The sequence below is a fragment of the Providencia sp. PROV197 genome (genome assembly GCF_028479625.1).
Taxonomy (GTDB): Bacteria; Pseudomonadota; Gammaproteobacteria; order Enterobacterales; family Enterobacteriaceae; genus Providencia; species Providencia vermicola.
Map to the genome: position 1 here is coordinate 67475 of NZ_JAMPNZ010000001.1, position 17502 is coordinate 84976.

Annotated in this window: 14 protein-coding genes; 5 read left to right on the forward strand and 9 right to left on the reverse strand. The window is 36.9% G+C overall.

Features of this window, described 5'->3' with window-relative positions; all coding sequences use genetic code 11:
- Positions 1-4: 4 nt before the first annotated feature.
- Positions 5-541: a metallophosphoesterase family protein gene (locus PR808_RS00310; RefSeq protein WP_272538425.1), complete on the reverse strand. Its 537-nt coding sequence runs from the start codon at positions 539-541 to the stop codon at positions 5-7.
- A gap of 111 nt (positions 542-652) precedes the next feature.
- Positions 653-943, reverse strand: a complete 291-nt coding sequence (locus tag PR808_RS00315) for a LysR substrate-binding domain-containing protein (protein WP_272538426.1) — start codon at positions 941-943, stop codon at positions 653-655.
- Positions 944-1548: 605 nt separating this feature from the next.
- Here PR808_RS00315 and PR808_RS00320 point away from each other — a divergent pair.
- The gene (locus tag PR808_RS00320; RefSeq protein ID WP_272538427.1) at positions 1549-2436 is read left to right on the forward strand and encodes an alpha/beta fold hydrolase; all 888 of its coding nucleotides are present in this window, start codon (positions 1549-1551) and stop codon (positions 2434-2436) included.
- Between the two features lie 31 nt (positions 2437-2467).
- Here the strand turns inward: PR808_RS00320 and PR808_RS00325 are convergent, their stop codons facing one another.
- Entirely contained in the window at positions 2468-3340 is an 873-nt protein-coding gene (locus PR808_RS00325) for an ATP-binding protein (protein WP_306803690.1), read from the reverse strand.
- 1069 nt (positions 3341-4409) lie between these two features.
- On the opposite strand from PR808_RS00325, the gene PR808_RS00330 reads away from it, so the two are divergent.
- The gene (locus PR808_RS00330; RefSeq protein ID WP_206086002.1) at positions 4410-5567 is read left to right on the forward strand and encodes an iron-containing alcohol dehydrogenase; all 1158 of its coding nucleotides are present in this window, start codon (positions 4410-4412) and stop codon (positions 5565-5567) included.
- A gap of 310 nt (positions 5568-5877) precedes the next feature.
- On the forward strand, positions 5878-7068 hold the full coding sequence (gene ydeE / locus PR808_RS00335) for an efflux MFS transporter YdeE (protein WP_272538428.1): 1191 nt from the start codon (positions 5878-5880) through the stop codon (positions 7066-7068).
- A gap of 34 nt (positions 7069-7102) precedes the next feature.
- Here the strand turns inward: ydeE and PR808_RS00340 are convergent, their stop codons facing one another.
- A complete protein-coding gene (locus tag PR808_RS00340) occupies positions 7103-8248 on the reverse strand; it encodes an MFS transporter (protein WP_272538429.1) in 1146 nt (381 codons plus the stop codon).
- Positions 8249-8784: 536 nt separating this feature from the next.
- Between PR808_RS00340 and PR808_RS00345 the strand changes: the two genes are divergently transcribed.
- On the forward strand, positions 8785-10026 hold the full coding sequence (locus PR808_RS00345) for an MFS transporter (protein ID WP_206084371.1): 1242 nt from the start codon (positions 8785-8787) through the stop codon (positions 10024-10026).
- A gap of 59 nt (positions 10027-10085) precedes the next feature.
- Here the strand turns inward: PR808_RS00345 and PR808_RS00350 are convergent, their stop codons facing one another.
- The 4 genes from PR808_RS00350 to PR808_RS00365 form a co-directional block, all read right to left on the reverse strand.
- On the reverse strand, positions 10086-11492 hold the full coding sequence (locus PR808_RS00350) for an aminotransferase-like domain-containing protein (protein WP_206084369.1): 1407 nt from the start codon (positions 11490-11492) through the stop codon (positions 10086-10088).
- 499 nt (positions 11493-11991) lie between these two features.
- On the reverse strand, positions 11992-13074 hold the full coding sequence (gene ada / locus PR808_RS00355) for a bifunctional DNA-binding transcriptional regulator/O6-methylguanine-DNA methyltransferase Ada (RefSeq protein WP_272538430.1): 1083 nt from the start codon (positions 13072-13074) through the stop codon (positions 11992-11994).
- Between the two features lie 86 nt (positions 13075-13160).
- Positions 13161-14375: an MFS transporter gene (locus PR808_RS00360; protein ID WP_272538431.1), complete on the reverse strand. Its 1215-nt coding sequence runs from the start codon at positions 14373-14375 to the stop codon at positions 13161-13163.
- Positions 14376-14459: 84 nt separating this feature from the next.
- Positions 14460-15638, reverse strand: a complete 1179-nt coding sequence (locus PR808_RS00365) for an MFS transporter (protein ID WP_206084363.1) — start codon at positions 15636-15638, stop codon at positions 14460-14462.
- Between the two features lie 116 nt (positions 15639-15754).
- Here PR808_RS00365 and PR808_RS00370 point away from each other — a divergent pair, with 116 nt between their 5' ends.
- Positions 15755-16654 carry a LysR family transcriptional regulator gene (locus PR808_RS00370; protein WP_272538432.1) on the forward strand — a complete coding sequence of 300 codons (900 nt, stop codon included), beginning with the start codon at positions 15755-15757 and terminating at the stop codon, positions 16652-16654.
- Here PR808_RS00370 and PR808_RS00375 read toward each other — a convergent pair.
- Positions 16651-17502, reverse strand: coding sequence for a helix-turn-helix domain-containing protein (locus PR808_RS00375; protein ID WP_206084359.1), 852 nt, complete (start codon positions 17500-17502; stop codon positions 16651-16653). The two genes, PR808_RS00370 and PR808_RS00375, sit on opposite strands and share 4 nt — an antisense overlap.

Consider the following 17502-nt stretch of genomic DNA (forward strand, 5'->3'; position numbering starts at 1 on the left):
ATAATTAACCATTTGCACGTTTTAGAATAGTTTTAATACTAATAGGGAAAAAATTATTTACATCAACGCCAACATTCATCGCTCGAGGCCCTAAAATATCTAAGCGTTTGCGTTGTTCTGGATCTTTTCCTGAATTATGCACATGGCCATATAAATGGATTGCATCACGAAAAAAACCTTGCCATTCTAAGATAGGATAGTGAAATAAAACAAATTTTTGTTTTTGATAATCCAACTCGTAATAACTCTTCACCCATTCAAAGAGTGATGTATCAAACTCTGGGTCATCTAAAAACTTGTCATGGTTACCACGAATAAGGTATTTTTTGCCCGATAACCTGCGCAAAATTTTATTCGCATCCGCCCCATTACCTTTGTATAAAAAATCCCCCAAGATGTAGATTTCATCATGGTCTGTTACATAAGCATTCCAGTTATGAATCAACGTATCATTCATGTGGCTAGTGCTTTTGAAAGGACGATCACACAGGTTGATAATATTAGAGTGGCAAAAATGGGTATCTGAAATAAAATAAATCATATAAAACCTAAAAATCTATAGTTAAAAATTATCTTTAAGCAACGAATTGCTTGGTAGCTATCATATCCCAATGATTTTTAATTGCTTTACAGAATAGGCTGAAAAATCACCTTATCGTTTATCCTTTTCCTCCCAAATTGCACGTCCTTGCCAATACTCGTCAAAAAACTGTAAAAACTGACGCACTTTCGGTGGCAAATAGCGTTTTGTTGGATATAACGCACAAATCGGTGCCTCTGGCTTCGAAAACTCGGTTAAAATAGGACGTAAATTTCCTTGCGCAATTTGCTCACCCACCAAGAAAGCACCCAATTGGCAAATGCCATGCCCCTGTAATGCCGCATTTAAAATCGCTTCCGTATCATTCAACACAAGCCGCCCTTTCGGCATATAACTTTGCACCGCTGAACCCAATTTAAATTTAGACAACCATCAAATCAGTTTTGCTTTGCTTCTTTATGGTATTACAGGAATTTTAGGCAATTTTATCTTCGGGATGGCCTCTAGCCGAAATATAAAGCTATCTATTTTTGGGATAATTAGTTTAATAATCATTAGCCTAATTTTATTTGTATATTTGCCATTAAACGTTTTTTGGGGCTATTTTATCATCGCACTTTGGGGAGTAGCATACTGTGGAGTCTCTGTATCCTTAATGAATTGGATGATCGGATATAGCATTTCGCGAATTGAGATTACGAGCGCCTTGTATATCGCATTCTTCAATGGAGGAATTGCTTTTGGGTCAGCATTAGGTAGCCTTATTGTTTCCACCTACTCATTAAATACAAACATACTTACTGCATTGTTTTTACTGTTTTTTTCACTTATCGTGCTAATATTTAGCCGATTTATATCTGTTAGATAATAAACTGTGTTATTTTCTGCAAAATTACAGCAATGCTGCTACATTCGCTTTCTTAGCAACCTTTATCCATTTTTGGGGCTCGTATTTGCTACACTATGGCGGCATAAATAGCACAACATTCAATTCAGTGGAAAAAAAAATGACAACCAAACAGCCTATTTCACTTTTTCATGATGCATTTGGCGCTCCTGAGAACCCTGCCGTTGTACTCGTGCCAGGTCTAGGCGGCCACAACATTAGTTGGACAACAGATTTTTGCCAACAAATCGCTAGCGCAGGTTTTTATATTATCCGAATTGATAACCGTGATGCGGGTTTATCTCCTCATATGGATAATTTCCCTCAAATCAATCTAGGGGAATTGATTCAAAAAATGCAAACAGGACAACCATTCGATATCGCATATACGTTATTCGATATGGTGGACGATATTGTGCATTTATTAGATAGCTTATCAATTGATAAAACGCATATAATTGGTCGTTCAATGGGCGGAATGATCGCTCAATTATTTGCGGCGAAATACCCTGAACGCACAATCACTTTGTCCCCGATCATGTCTTCAACAGGGAACCCCAACTTACCGCAAAGTGCCCCTGATGTGATGCAAATGTTGATGAGTTCAGGCGCAAACCCCAAAGAAGATTTTGAGGCTTATCTGGCTGGGCAACTTGCCTTTTATCGCCGTATTAGCTCAAGTTGTTGCCCATTTGATGAGGAATATTACCGCGATTATGTACAACAAGCCCTTGCTCGAAACTATTCACCTGAAGGTACTAAACGCCAAATTGTTGCTGTCGCGGTGACTGGTGATATGCGTCCACATCTGAGCCACATTAATGTTCCTACGTTAGTTATTCACGGCTCAATTGACCCGTTATTCCCCGTTGAAGCGGGTCAAGATATCGCAGATAACATTTCGAACGCAAAAATCGCCATTATTGAAGGTATGGGCCATGAGACACCCCCAGCCATTAACCCACAGATTGCAAAACTAGTAGTTGAGCATTTAGATTCAGCAAATTAACTAAAAAAGGTGCTCTTTGATAGCACCTTTTCTATAACCACCCCTGCTTTTTATGCTGCGAGCATATTGGGCAAGTTTGCACATCCTCTTCCCACGAAAAAAAGGGTAAATGGCAAGTATGACATTTGGCATCATAGTAATGAAATACGGTAGGCTCGCTATGCTTAGCTGTGTGCTCATAAACTTGAATCGATTTTGGAAAACATACCACTTGGCAACTCATACAGCCTGTGCAACGCTTTTCATCTAAAATGAATTGGTTATCGCCAATTTGTATCGCGTTTTCATCACATACTTTCGCGCACGCCCCACATAAAATACAGCTTTCGTTTTCAAGTTCTATCTTGAACCAGCTATCTTCTGGATAAAATTGTTTCCGTGCATTAAGCCCTGTTTTCACCTGCCCTTTACTCAGGGGTTTCTGGTCTAACTTTTGACGAAAGAGCATCATCCGGCGCCCACTATCTACTGCAAGAGGTTGCTCAATACGTAGCTGCCAAATAGGCTCTTGTAATGTTTTTAACTTAAGATTGAGAGCCGCTATCGTTGGTAACCATTTATCAACCAAGGGTTCCGCTATTTGAATACCCCGAATTTGAAATTGTTTATGCCAAACAATCAGTTCTTCCGTCATTGCGACAGGCTCATCATAGTTAACTACTAAATAATCCTGTTGATATGTACGTTCGTGAGGCGAAATATTTTCAATAGCATCAACAGGACAGGAGAAAAGACAGTTACCACACTGGAAACAAAGATCATTATCAATTTTCGCATCCATGTGACTAAACGAGATAGCATTCACTGGACAGCTGGTAGAACAGTTATCACAAATGCTATTTTTGAGGCGTTTTCTCACGCAATTGCTATTAATTATGGGTTCAGGAGGAAGCTCTAGATTCATAAAACGTTTTATCACTTGGCCCCCCTTACATGGCAAAAAATTATCTTAAAAAATGCATACATTAAATTCATAGGAAAATGTTAGCATTAAACAGACAGTAAGTTTACTGCAACTTACTGTCTCCAAAGATGATTCAAGCCAAAAAACTTGCTTAAATACCCAAAATACTAATTAATTTAAAATATTATGGTCTAAATCAGATGATTTTTGACTAGTTTTACGGGTTCCCACGTCGCTAAAGTATTATTTAAATCACCACTCGTGGTACTGAGTGTCTCATCTTGCATACGGATAGAAGCGAGTGTGCTCACTAAATACTCTAATTTTTGCAATACGTTATCTGACCAACTATCATTGTCCCATTGTTGATGAACAATTTTGGGCGCTTGTGTATTCAGGCATTGAAATATTTTTATTGTTCGCCCTTTTTCTGACTCGTAGTGATAACGTGTTGTGTTGCTGATATGATCTGGTGCTTCTCTGATAACGTATGCTTAAAATTCACGAGATAAATCGTATTTTCCCCACCCAAACTATAAATCGAATTCCAACCTAGTAAGTCACCGTTGATAATAAATACATTCTCTCTCTTTTCATCCACTAATAATCCATTAGCGCCATTGCTTATCAATACGTCATCACCACCTAATAAGTTTATTTAACTTTGCTTGGCGTACAAAACATTATATTCATATTGAGAACCATTATTTTCTTATATTCTACCTATAGTTATTGCTTTTAATTGATTAACCTCGTCCATTAGGTTAACCCATGAGTCTATATTTAACGTTTCCTCTAATTACTCCCCTGCTAATACTTTCATCTTAATTCCTTTTATTTAGTTGTGGAATCTTAAAGATAGCAAACAATAATTTACTAATGTGCCTTTTCTTTACTTTCAGGAGTAAATATTATAACAATGTAATTACTTAACTAAAAAATAATATACCAAAGCCATCAAATTGATAAACTCTAATATTATTAGAAGTTATACTATTTCTTGTTAATCTATCAAGTACGGTAACTTTTTTGCCGTTTAACCAAGAAATTTTTCTATTAAGGCTTATATATGAATAACTTTGAGTTTTATAACCCGACACGCATCGTTTTTGGGGATGGAAAGATAAGTGAATTAGGCAGATTGATCCCTGAAAGTGCAAAAGTTCTCATTTTATTTGGCGGTGAAAGCGCACGTAAAACGGGCACATTAGATGAGGTTGAACGCGCTTTAGGTTCAAGACATTTTTCACTTTTTGGTGGGATAGAAGCTAATCCGCGCTATGAAACTCTCATCAAAGCGGTTGATAAAATAGAAAAGGAAGGCTTTGATTTTTTACTCGCTGTTGGCGGCGGCTCAGTGATTGATGGCGTAAAATTTGTTGCTGCGGCAGTTAACTATCCTGGTGACAAATGGGAAGTTGTTACAAAGGGCGGTACAACAATTCAAACTGCATTACCCTTTGGGACTGTATTAACCCTCCCCGCAACTGGCTCAGAAATGAATAAAGGCTCCGTAATTACACGTGAAGAATTACAGTCTAAGTTAGCCTTTATGAGTGATAAGGTTTTTCCACAGTTTTCAATTCTTGACCCAGTGAAAACCTACACACTCCCACCTCGCCAAATTAGTAATGGTGTAGTTGATGCATTCGTTCATGTTATTGAACAGTATTTAACCTATCCTGTGAATGCCTATGTTCAAGATTCTTTCGCAGAAGGTTTATTGAGAACGCTCATAGACATTGGCCCTAAAGCGCTCGAAACCCCAAGAGATTATGACATCCGTGCAAATTTAATGTGGACAGCGACGTTAGCACTCAATGGCTTAATTGGTGTCGGTGTTCCACAAGATTGGTCTACTCACATGTTAGGCCATGAAATTACTGTGCTTTATGGTTTAGATCACGCACAAACACTCGCAATCGTGCTGCCATCAATGTTGCTTGAGAAATTGCCACAAAAACAAACAAAATTGGCACAATACGCTGAACGAGTGTGGGGGATCACAAACGGGAACGACCAAGAGAAAGCATTAAAATCGATTGAGTTAACCCGTCAGTTTTTCGAAGCCATGAATGTAGGCACACATTTTAGTGATTATCAGCTTTCATCCGATGTTATTGAGCCCCTAGTAAAAAGTTTAGAAGCACATAATATGGTTGAATTAGGCGAGCACCAAGACATCACCCTTGATGTAAGTCGTCGTGTCTATACTGCGGCACTGTAAGTTTAATGCCCGTTGATTAAATAGAGAGGTGTAGTTATACATCTTTCTATTTAAAAACAAGAAGAGCCTACCTAAATTATTCCCCGACTTTAGTGCGATTTATTCTCAGCATATAACGTTTAATACGGTTTAACTGATTTCATATTACAATATATTTAATCGATAATGGCAGATTGATCTCCTCAAAATATTGTTTTCTATTTAGCGCATTATTGTCCGTTTCTCATCGCACTGATTTTATGTATTTTATTACAATATCTTTTAGTTGAAACAAACAGTTAACAATAATAAAAATCCTAGGTCGTGTGTTATGTCAGCGAAATTCAGTATATCTAACAGTGCGTTACTTGCATCGTCTTTACTTCTGACCATTGGCCGTGGGGCAACACTACCATTTATGGCCATTTACCTAACCCGAGAGTATCAAATGGCAATTGATACTGTTGGGGTAGCTATGTCATTGGCGATGGTTGTTGGTGTGCTATTTAGCATGGCTTTTGGTATGCTCGCCGATAGGGTTGACAAAAAACGGTGTATGCTACTTGCTGTAGTTGCATTTATTGGCGGATTCATTGCTATTCCCCTCTCCAATAATGCCATTTTAGTGATCATATTTTTCTCCTTGATCAATTGTTCTTATTCTGTTTTTTCTACTGTTCTTAAAGCTTATTTTGCAGATACTCTGACCTTATCGTTAAAAGCTAAAGTCTTTTCCTTAAATTATACTTTTATCAATATCGGATGGACGATCGGTCCGCCTATTGGAACTTGGCTGTTAATGTACAGTATCAATTTGCCATTTTATTTGGCCGCTATCTCGGCAGCCTTTCCGATATTTTTCATTCAGCGATTTGTTCAAAGTATAAAACCTGCACAGCATCAGGATGGCAGTAAACGACCATGGAACCCAGCTGTAATGCTACATGACCGTGTACTTGCTTGGTTTATTTTATCAACATTCTTAGGGTCATTAGTTTTTGGGACGTTTACCACTTGGATTTCTCAATATGTTATTACGGTAGCAAATAGCGATTTTGCACAAGTCGTTATCGGCGTCATACTCCCTGTGAATGCGGTCGTTGTGGTAACGTTGCAATACACTGTCGGAAAACGGATCACCCCAGACAATTTGAAAAAGTTAATGACGTTAGGAAGTTTATTTTTCTTACTGGGTTTAGCCACTTTCATGTTTGCAGCAGAAAATCTCTATATTTGGGCTATTGGTGCTTTTCTTTTCACTTTAGGAGAACTGATTTATGCTCCAGGTGAATACATGTTGATTGATAGCATTGCCCCTGAAGGTATGAAAGCAAGTTATTTTTCAGCTCAATCGTTAGGTTTATTAGGTGGTGCTTTTAACCCAATGATGACTGGCGTAATTTTAACTGAATTACCCGCTTATTTTATCTTTATTATCTTGATGATAATTACTTTTTTAGCTTGGCTATCCATGTTAAATGGAATGAGATTGCGGCAAAACCAGTTGGATCATGTAGCCTAATCAGTATCCTTGCTGCTTATCAGCAAGGATACTGCTATCTCATTGCTACTTTTACTCTTGTAATAAAAAATATTACTATACTAAATAATAGACTAATCAATATGGTAGACGTTAAAACACGGCCTTCAGAAATCAACCAAGAAAAAAGTGGGATAGCCAATAACAACACAATATTATTAAAGCTTTCTGAAATTGATAATACCAAACCTTTATTTTTCACATTTAGTCTGGCAAGTAATGAAGTGCTGATAGGTGAAATTAAACCTAATAGTACGCCAAATCCAAACAAACAAAAACAATCACCTATTAATGTTAACCAATCACTAATAAAGAGAAGAATAATCATGAATAAAAGTCTAATTATTGCTAGCACCAGTGATAGTTCGGAAACCTTGTATGAAACGACTTTTGCAACAATACTATTACCTATTATTAAACCAATTCCAAATAATCCCATTAAACTACCAGTCATCGCACTGTTAAATTGATACCTGATTCGTAATATTTCACCTGCCAGTAGAAATAGGCAAACAGTAATACCATTCCAAATTCCTTTAGCAATAATAAATTTACTGATCATTCCCTGCTTAAAAATATTGAATGAGCCTTGTTTTACCGTTGACGAAGCAACAGACGGCAAAACCTTAATGGAAATAAACAACACCAAAAGCCCTCCGACTGCCATAAATATAAATGGCATTCTCCATGAAAAATACTGTGTCATTACCCCTGCAAGAATTGGCCCTGTAATAATACCAAGCGTCATTCCCAGCATGACATATCCCATTGCAATGGCCTGTTTGTTTTCATCGATGACATCAGAAATAAAAGCAAACGTAATCGGCACTAAGGCAGCGGAAGCAACGCCACCAAAAAAACGTAAAATAAGAGCTATCAAGAGATTAGGAGCAAACGTTATTGCAATACTATCAATTGAGATAAATAACATCGCAACGAGTAACATTTTGCGCTTATCCATTTTATCCGAAAAGAACCCGACAACAGGCGCAGCTAGCGCATATGAGAATGCATAAGCGGATATTAACCATGAAATCTGTAATGCTTGTACATTAAAAGCATTCGCTAATGGAAACATTATTGCGGAAAGCATAAATTCAGTTGCACCAACAAGGTATACCGATATTGCTAATACAAATAGTAAACAACGATGTGAAGTCATAGCATACTCTTTTAAGATTTTAAGTTAAAAAATAAGTTAGGCTTCAGAAAAGAGCCATTGTGGGATTATTAGATGATGATTCGATGAATGAAAAATATTTTAATAGGTAAGAGGTGTAACACTGAAATTGAATATCTGGGGGAATAAAAGAAACCAAGGAAAACAGAGGGGAGAAAGTAATAGAAATGTTTACTGATTAAACACTAAAATTGATTTTATTGCAATAGCAGATTAAAACATTGAGCATTAATAAACTATTCTTAATAGATTCTATATTTTATCTTTCGTTCACAGACACAATTGTACGACTTAGATGTAACAAGTTAAGTATTAATAGCGATTAAAAATCGACCATCTGCCTAACTAATTCATAAATAGCCATCTTTACATCAATAAACTGAGCAATACACTATCTTATAATGCAAAAACAATAATCAGATAAACGCATCTATTGTTGATTATGAAAAAAATGACATCAATCAGTTAAATTAACAATTGCATTTAAATATGTTTAGGTTAAATCAAGGTGTGCAGGCATGAGTATTACAACTCGATTAAAAATAGTTTCTTTCTTGCAATTCTTTATCTGGGGCTCATGGCTTGTCACGTTTGCCTCATACCTTTTTAATACACTTCATTTAAAGGGCGGTGAAATAGGATTAATATTCAGTACATTAGGAATATCTGCGTTATGTTCACCCATTATCATCGGGTTTATTGCCGATAAAATTAATAATAGAAAGTTAGTTTATGTTTCTACTCATTTTCTTTCTGCAATTTTTTTAATCGTCATGGCGCATAGTGATACAATCACTCTTTTATTTATTGCTACATTAATTCATTTAATGTTTTACATGCCAACCATTTCAATTTGTAATAGTATTGTGTTTGAAATGTTAGGTACACGAAAATTAGATTCAGAGATTCATTTTCCAAAAATCAGAGTTTATGGAACTGTCGGATTTATTGTCGCAATGTGGACAATTAGTTTATTAAAACTAGAAATGAGTTATTACCAGTTATATGTAGGGGCTGCCGCCTCAGTTGCTCTAGGTCTATTTTCTATATTTTTCATTACTACTAATAGTATCAATACTAAAAAAGCTGAGACATCTAACTTTAGTTGTCATAATATTATCTTGCTTTTTAAAAAAGGAAGAGTGGCAGTTTTTTTATTCTTTGCCATGCTATTAGGCTCTGTATTACAAATAACCAACACATTTGGTGTTCCATTTTTACAGGATATGGCATTAGCCCCCGAAGCCAGAGGCTCTATTTTCTCTGAATACCCCACTATCTTCTTGTCTATTTCACAATTTTCTGAAATTATTTTTATCTTATTGCTGCCTATTTTATTAAAAAGATTCAAAATCGAAACTATCTTACTTCTTAGCATGATTGCATGGATTTTACGATTAGGTTTATTTGCTTATGGTGATTTCACGGCAATAGGCACACTGGCCCTCTTCTTATCTATGATTGTATATGGTTGTGCATTTGATTTCTTTAATATCGCTGGCGCATTATTTTTGGAAAAAGAAATTGCCCCAGAATTTCGCTCCACTGCTCAGGGTGTTTTCACCACACTCGTTAATGGGTTTGGTACATTCTTAGGGGCGGTATTATGTGGCTGGGTTATTGAGCTCAATACCATTAATGGCGTTGTCGACTGGAAAACTTTCTGGATGGCCTTTACAGGGTATACAGCTGGTTTTACGCTTTTATATCTGATTTATATGTTAATCACTAAAAACCGTAAAACACAAATTGCTAGCTGATTAATCGTTTATTACCCCCCTATCTTACATAAGTTTAAGTCATAGGGGGGAGCACCAAATTATACACTTGTGACCTTTAATGCCTCACCCAAAATTTTAATCGCATTTCGCCTCCTCGCGATCAAAGGTAGCGCATAATTCACCCTCAAATGGTTAGAAAAGCAGTCACCTGTAGAAAAATGTTCTCCTGTTAATACTGTGACTTTATTGCGATGCAAAATATCCCGTAATTTACGGTTATCTACGGGTAAATGTTCCACCCAAAGTGAAAAACCGCCTTGTGGCCTCGATATTCGGGTATTTGCAGGGAAATGTGTTTCCACTAATTCCTTATATTGGCACTGAAGCTCACTATAATGTTGACGCATTCGGCGTAAATGCAAAAAATAATGCCCTTCCTTTAGGAAATTAGCCATCACTTGTTGCATAAAAATTTCACCAGAACAATGGGATAAGTATTTTAAATGCAAAACTTTTTCTTTATATTTACCTGGAATTATCCAACCAGTACGTGTTCCTGGAGCAACCGTTTTCGAAAATGAACTGCATAAAATTACATGCCCATTTCGATCCAGTGATTGAATCGTTGACGGCCGTGGGTATTGATACGCCAAACTCGCTAAACAATCATTTTCAATGACGGTTCCTTGATATTTTTCAACAATTTCGAGTAAACGCCGCTTGTTACTATCAGGCATAATACAACCCATCGGGTTATTACACGTTGGTGTCACCACCACTGCTTTCACATTCCAACACTCAAAAGCCTCTTCTAGCCTTTCAAGGTTTATACCTGTTTCAGGATCAATAGGAATTTCAATTATTTTTCTTCCTAAACCATACAATGTCTGTAATAGCCCTGGAAAAGTTGGCGACTCGACTGCAACAACATCATTCCCTTGTGTGCAAGCTTGCAAGGCAATAGATAACGATTGATGGCCACTTGTTGTCGTGACAACATCATCAGGCGTAAAAAGGTGGCGATCATCTGAAATTAAATAAATTTGTTCTCTTAATGCAGCAAGCCCTTGTAAATTATCATATTCAAGTGTCAGTGATTGCTTTCTACGTGTTACCATTGTCATTTCTTGCCACAATGGATCTAAACTTTTATCTTCAATATTTGGCACGGCACAAGACAAAGATGTTACACCTTCTCGTTCAGCAACACGTAAAAAATCCATGGTCGGATTCCATTGTGCGATCTGAACAGGTTTTTGAATATAATTCGCGACTTTCGGTAATAAAGATTCCGTTTTTTCGGGGATCACAAAGTACCCAGATTTAGGTACCGCATAAATGAGCTGCAGCCTTTCAAGTTCACGATAAGCAAGTTGCGCCGTGGTAATACTGACATCATGAGCTCTCCCAATGTCCCTCACTGATGGCAGCTTTTCACCACTAAGAAACTCTCCGCGCTTAATTTTTTCTTGCAACATTTGTGCAATTTGTTTGTACAGTAACACAGCAAAACCCTTTTCATTTTCCCCGTATTAATAATGTAATACAAAAATTAGTGCTTTTGATCTGTATTTTGCAAAAAATCATATCTGTCACTTTTTTATATTTTTCCTCCATGTAATTCTTAATAAAAATGAGCAGAACATTAGGATTACTTATGGAATATGAAAAAAACGTAAGGGGTAAACCATACCAAAAGTTTATCTTATTACAGCCAATATTATGGTTATTTAAAAAACTAAATATGTTTATCAAAAAGAAAAGATATGAAAAATATAAAGGGCAAAAAATATAAATCAGCCATCCCCCATGTAAAAATCTTGTTATCAAATTGATTTTTAAAGGATATAAAATGGGGACCTCACATTTTAATAAATAAAGATTATATTTATCTCTGTTATGAACAACTAAATGAGAGAATAAGAAAATATTAATATCGATTATGAATAATTTATTAAGGTGCTCCTTAATAAACTCGATTATTAACTTTGCACTTTAATCGAGTTACTCGCTGATTCTGGTTAAACTACCTTGTGCCTCTTTTAATAATAAGGCCTGTTTACGATCGATACCCCAGCGATAACCTGATAGTTCGCCATTATTTCTCACCACTCGGTGGCAAGGAATAGCCACCGCTAGCATATTTGCCCCACATGCACTCGCGACTGCTCTAACCGCTTTAGGGTTCCCTATTTTTTTTGCTATATCACTGTAGCTAACCGTTTTTCCAACAGGAATATCACGCAAGGCTTGCCATACACGCTGTTGGAATACAGTTCCTTGAATATCAAGCGGCAAATTAAAACCAATCTCTGGTGCTTCAATAAAACCAACAACGTCAGCAATAACTTGTTCGAAGTTGATATCACCACCGATTAATTCAGCATTTGGAAATTTATCTTGTAAATCATTAAGTAACTTTTCAGGATCGTCCCCAAGTAAAATTGCACATACGCCGATCAGACTTTGTGCAACCAATACTGTTCCTAATGAACATAAAGCAAGTGCAAAATAAATTTTGCTACCATTTCCACCTGATTTCCAAGCTCGTGGCGTCATGCCTAATCGCTGTGTTGATGTTTCATAAAAACGGCTATTTGATTGATACCCTGCATCATAAATTGCATCAGTAATACGCTCTTGTTCTTGCAGTTGAGCCTGCAATTTTTTATGCCGAAAAGCGTCCGCATAAGCTTTTGGCGTTAACCCCGTTTGTGATTTAAATAATCGATGAAAATGGTAACGACTGATCCCGACATAATCTGCCAATTCGGCCAGCGTTAACGACTGGCTATTTTGCTCAATATAACGGCAAGCTTTTTCTATTTTCTGTTTATAAAATTGTGTTAATTGCGTTGCCTCTGTACGATGTCGTTTTCCTTGGCGATAACCTTGTGCAATCGCTTGGGCTTCATTATCAAAAAATTCAATATTTTCTCGTTTAGGCAAGCGCCCAGCCGCAGATGGATGGTTGTAAATAAGTGACGTTTTTACACCATAAACAAAATGGCCATCCGCTGTTTTATTTCTTTCAACAACTGCTTGCCAGCGCTGTTCTGGTGTTTTCCATATGTTTTTAATCGTCATGATAATGTCCTTTCCTAATTTAATAACGTCATTATGACGGATAAGCCACATAAAGAATCTCCGCAGCTTGCTTTTTAATTATGACATCAGCTGCTTATTGCAGGCATGGCTTTTAATGCCCGAACAGGTGACTGACTAATAATCCCTAATTGGATAGCAAAGAAAAAAACAGCTGCCCATAAACAATATTCTACACCCGATAATGTAGCAATAATTGCGGCTATGGCTGACCCCAATGGCCTAGCACCAAATGAAGTCGTTAACATCAATGCAGAAACGCGCCCAATCAGCAAATTGGGGGTCACCGACTGGCGTAATGAAACTGTGGATATCGTCCAAATAATTGGTCCAGCACCAAATAAAAAATAAGCAAAGCAAACTAAGTAAAATGATGAATTCCAGACAGTAAATAGCAAGGTTGTCGCACCGAATAAACCACAAACAGGCCCAAATATTACCAAAGTCCCATAGCTAAACTGCAAAGATAAGTGGCGTAGACCAAGTGCGCCAACAATCATTCCTATTCCGTAAACTGAAATCGCAATACCAATTTGCTGTGCTGAAAGTTGTAATACTGTCACTGCATATGCCGTAAAAACTCCCTGAATAATAAACCAGGCTGTATTAAAAAATAATGCCGTCAATAAAATAGGCTTTAAATACGGATTATGGAAAATATAGTCAGCACCTTCTTTTAATTGTTTTAATAGTGATGTTGAAACTAGCGTTTTCTTGTGCTCTTTGGGCAATTGAAAAATTAAAATTAAAGCAATCACCGATAAAATAATGGCGAAACTGTAGGCAGATGACGCACCAATATAACCAACCAGTACACCACCTAGCGCAGGTCCCGCCGTATAAGATAAACTTCGAGCAAGTTCAATCCATCGATTCGCATTAATTAGGTGGTCTTTAGGGATCACGGCTGGAATATAGGCTGAAGTAGCAACACTGTAGATTACCGTACCAACAGCGCCAATAAATCCAAACAAAATTAATAATGCGAATGAAAGCAGCTTTGAAAATAATAACGCAAAAATCATTCCTAAAACGGCAATACGTATCGCTTCAGAGCATATCATTAGGTTGCGAGCACTATGTCGATCGGCAACAATACCAATAAATGGTGACACAATAAGAAAAGGCAATGTCTGCAACATTTGTAGCCAAGCTGTGTCACTGGCAGAGGCGTTTAGTATCAGTACAGCAACAAGAGGTGTTACCGCTAAAGCAATTTGCTCTGACATTTGAGCAAATAAATTTGAATAGGCAACTTTGCTAAAAATTTTATCTGAATTCATGTTTGGCCTTTCTTATTTGTTGAAGATTTTCTTCTACATTAAAGAAAGACCTTATATTTCGACTTTCCGTTTATTGCTTTTCGATTAGCCACAAACAATCTCAGTCTCAACTTTCGTATCAGATTTTTTGCGAAAAATAACAAGAATGACAACAATACCTAAAACAGCAACGAAAGTACCCATAAAACTAATCATTGAATAACTATAGCCATAGGATAATACCGCCCCACCAATCGCTGCACCAATCGCATTACCTAAGTTAAATGCACCAATATTAACGGAGGAAGCTAACGCCTGTGCACCTGTAGCTGCATTCATCACTAAAATTTGTATTGGTGGGACAATACCAAAACTAAAAATACTCCAGAACAATAAACCTAACCCTGCACCAACAGCATTAGTCGCTATGAATGGGAATATTGCCATACTTAACGCTAACATTAAGAAAAAGATGATCAGCGTGCCGAATAATGATTTATCTGCAAATAAACCACCTAAATAGTTACCCATTGTAAAACCCGCACCGATAATCACTAACATGATGGTAATCATTTGATCGGAAGCATCGATGAAATCCATCAGCATCGGAGTAATATAAGTATATAGGGTAAACATTGCACTTGCTCCTAATACTGTCGATAACATGCCTAACATCACTTGTGGTCGTCGTAAAATACGTAATTCGTTTTTAACGTTAACGTCTCGTCCTTGAAGGTTGTTGGGTAAAGCCCAAATTAAACTCGCAATGGTTAATAATCCAAGTGCGGCGATTAAATAAAATGCCTCCCGCCATCCCACGACTTGGGTTAATTTGGTCATGAGCGGAACACCACCAATATTGGCAATAGTTAATCCCATAAACATGGCTGCAATTGCACTAGCTTGCTTACTCGGTGGAACAACACTCGCGGCCACAATGGCCCCTAACCCAAAAAATGCACCATGGTTTAAGCTAGTAATAAAACGTGAAATTGATAAGGTCACCAAATCGGGAGACATTGCTGAAAGTAAATTTCCTACCGTAAAAATAGACATTAAGAATACCAATGCCACTTTCGGTTTTCTCTTCACCAGTAATAATGTCATGATTGGAGCACCTATCATCACACCAAGGGCATAAATAACAACTATTGACCCAACGGATGGAATATCAACCTGAATATTATCAGCAATATAAGGTAACATTCCCATTGGGGAAAATTCAGTTGCTCCAATAGCAAAAGCGCCTACTGCTAGTGCCAACAGTGCAGTGTTAATTCTCATTTTTTCAGCCTTATTGAAATAAATTATTAACATTTATTAATGGGCTGAATTTTTCCATATTGAAAGCCAATGAAAAAGACGCTAAGGTGAAAATAACTTTTGCTGGAAATGCAATAATGAAAATAACCTTTGAAGAACTTCAAGCTTTTATCAGTGTCGTTGACTCTGGTTCTATTACTTCAGCTGCCGAACAATTAAACATGACCATTTCAACGGTAAGCCGGGCATTACTTAGGCTTGAAAAAAAAATGGATACAACGTTACTTTACCGAACAACACGTTCGATCAAGCTCAGTGATGAAGGCACCGCATTTTTGCAAAAAGCGCGAGAGATTATTGATCTCGCTCACGAGGCAGAAGAAATGCTATCTGTCCGCCAAGCCATCCCTTCCGGTAAGCTACGTATTGATGCCTCAACCCCTTTTTTGACACATGTAATTGCCCCGCTGATCCCGTTATTCCATGAGCGTTACCCACAAGTTGAACTTGAAATTCATAATTATGAAGGTGTCACTAATTTATTAGAAAATCGAATTGATGTGGCTTTTCGCATTGGCGTACTAAAAGACTCATCACTCAATGCCACCTTATTAGGTTTTAGTCAAAAGCGATTAGTAGCCAGCCCTGCTTATTTAGCAAAGTATGGTGTGCCACAAAATAGCAACGAATTAAAAAAACACTGTTTACTGGGCTTTACTCAACCCGACTCACTGAATATTTGGCCCGTAAAAAATGCAAATGAAGATTTACTTAAAATTAAACCCAATATTGCAGGGACAAGTGGTGAAGTCTTATTCCACCTCGCAATGCAAGGCGCTGGAATTTTATGCTCTGCCGATTTTGTAACCATGGACGCATTTGCCAGTGGTCAATTGGTGCAAGTTTTAGAAAAAGAAACCGTAGTTATTCGCCAACCCATTAATGCCGTTTATTACCGAAACCAAGCGGTATCACCTCGCCTACGGTGTTTTATTGATTTTATAAAGAAATATTCAACCAAAATAGAGCCTCTCTAGCTTTTCCCCGTTTTAAACCTTACTCCTTTTTTAAATTCTGTCAGCGTTATTCCTGTATGCCGTTTAAAGTAACGACATAAATACGAGGTATCTTCGAAATTAACTTCATCTGCTATTTCCTTTATTGATAATTTGCCAATCTCGAGTAATGCTTTTATTTCTAAAATAACTTGTCTATCTATCAACGCCTTTGGTGGATCATTAAAAAAGCTTTGGCTAATTTTTGATAAATAAAATGGGGTTATCGATAATCTTTCAGCATAAAATTTAACCTCTTTATGCTGTTTACAATGCCGTGTGATTAAGCCCCAAAAACGCCAACAAAGTTGCTCTTGTCTATTTCGTTTTTCAGGTTTAACTAAAATCGTTTTAGCACCATTACTGATTTCCAAAAACAAATTTTGCAAATGGTTTTTCAATTGTAATTGCCAATATTCTCCACGTTCAATCGCTATTGAAAACATGATTTTTTTCCAATAATCAAACAACTCATGCTTTTCTATAGGGATTTGAATAATAGGATAGTCATTAAAAAATGCAAATAACTGTTGAGGCAGCGAATAAGCAATAGAGGTGGCAAGTTTTTTATCAATTAACAAATATTCAAGGTTAAAACATCGTGATTTTGCTTGTAGCATGGCAAAGGTATCATCATATAAAACAATCAGGTCATTTTTTTGTACTCGGTACTGTCTAAAATTAATATTAAAAATCGCGCAGCCTTGCAAACAAATGCAAACTGTTACGTATGATGAAGATAATTGTTTTTTCTGCATTTTATCCATATTGGTCACGCCAATGCGGAGCGCTTCTGGAATATTAATCAAACATGTTTGTATGCTTAACAT

Excerpts from the sequence above, each read along its gene's own strand:
- PR808_RS00310 (WP_272538425.1), bottom strand. The coding sequence starts at position 541 with ATGATTTATTTTATTTCAGATACCCATTTTTGCCACTCTAATATTATC.
- PR808_RS00320 (WP_272538427.1), top strand. The coding sequence starts at position 1,549 with ATGACAACCAAACAGCCTATTTCACTTTTTCATGATGCATTTGGCGCT.
- PR808_RS00325 (WP_306803690.1), bottom strand. The coding sequence starts at position 3,340 with ATGAATCTAGAGCTTCCTCCTGAACCCATAATTAATAGCAATTGCGTG.
- PR808_RS00330 (WP_206086002.1), top strand. The coding sequence starts at position 4,410 with ATGAATAACTTTGAGTTTTATAACCCGACACGCATCGTTTTTGGGGAT.
- ydeE (WP_272538428.1), top strand. The coding sequence starts at position 5,878 with ATGTCAGCGAAATTCAGTATATCTAACAGTGCGTTACTTGCATCGTCT.
- PR808_RS00340 (WP_272538429.1), bottom strand. The coding sequence starts at position 8,248 with ATGACTTCACATCGTTGTTTACTATTTGTATTAGCAATATCGGTATAC.
- PR808_RS00345 (WP_206084371.1), top strand. The coding sequence starts at position 8,785 with ATGAGTATTACAACTCGATTAAAAATAGTTTCTTTCTTGCAATTCTTT.
- ada (WP_272538430.1), bottom strand. The coding sequence starts at position 13,074 with ATGACGATTAAAAACATATGGAAAACACCAGAACAGCGCTGGCAAGCA.
- PR808_RS00360 (WP_272538431.1), bottom strand. The coding sequence starts at position 14,375 with ATGAATTCAGATAAAATTTTTAGCAAAGTTGCCTATTCAAATTTATTT.
- PR808_RS00365 (WP_206084363.1), bottom strand. The coding sequence starts at position 15,638 with ATGAGAATTAACACTGCACTGTTGGCACTAGCAGTAGGCGCTTTTGCT.
- PR808_RS00370 (WP_272538432.1), top strand. The coding sequence starts at position 15,755 with ATGAAAATAACCTTTGAAGAACTTCAAGCTTTTATCAGTGTCGTTGAC.
- PR808_RS00375 (WP_206084359.1), bottom strand. The coding sequence starts at position 17,502 with ATGTTAAGCATACAAACATGTTTGATTAATATTCCAGAAGCGCTCCGC.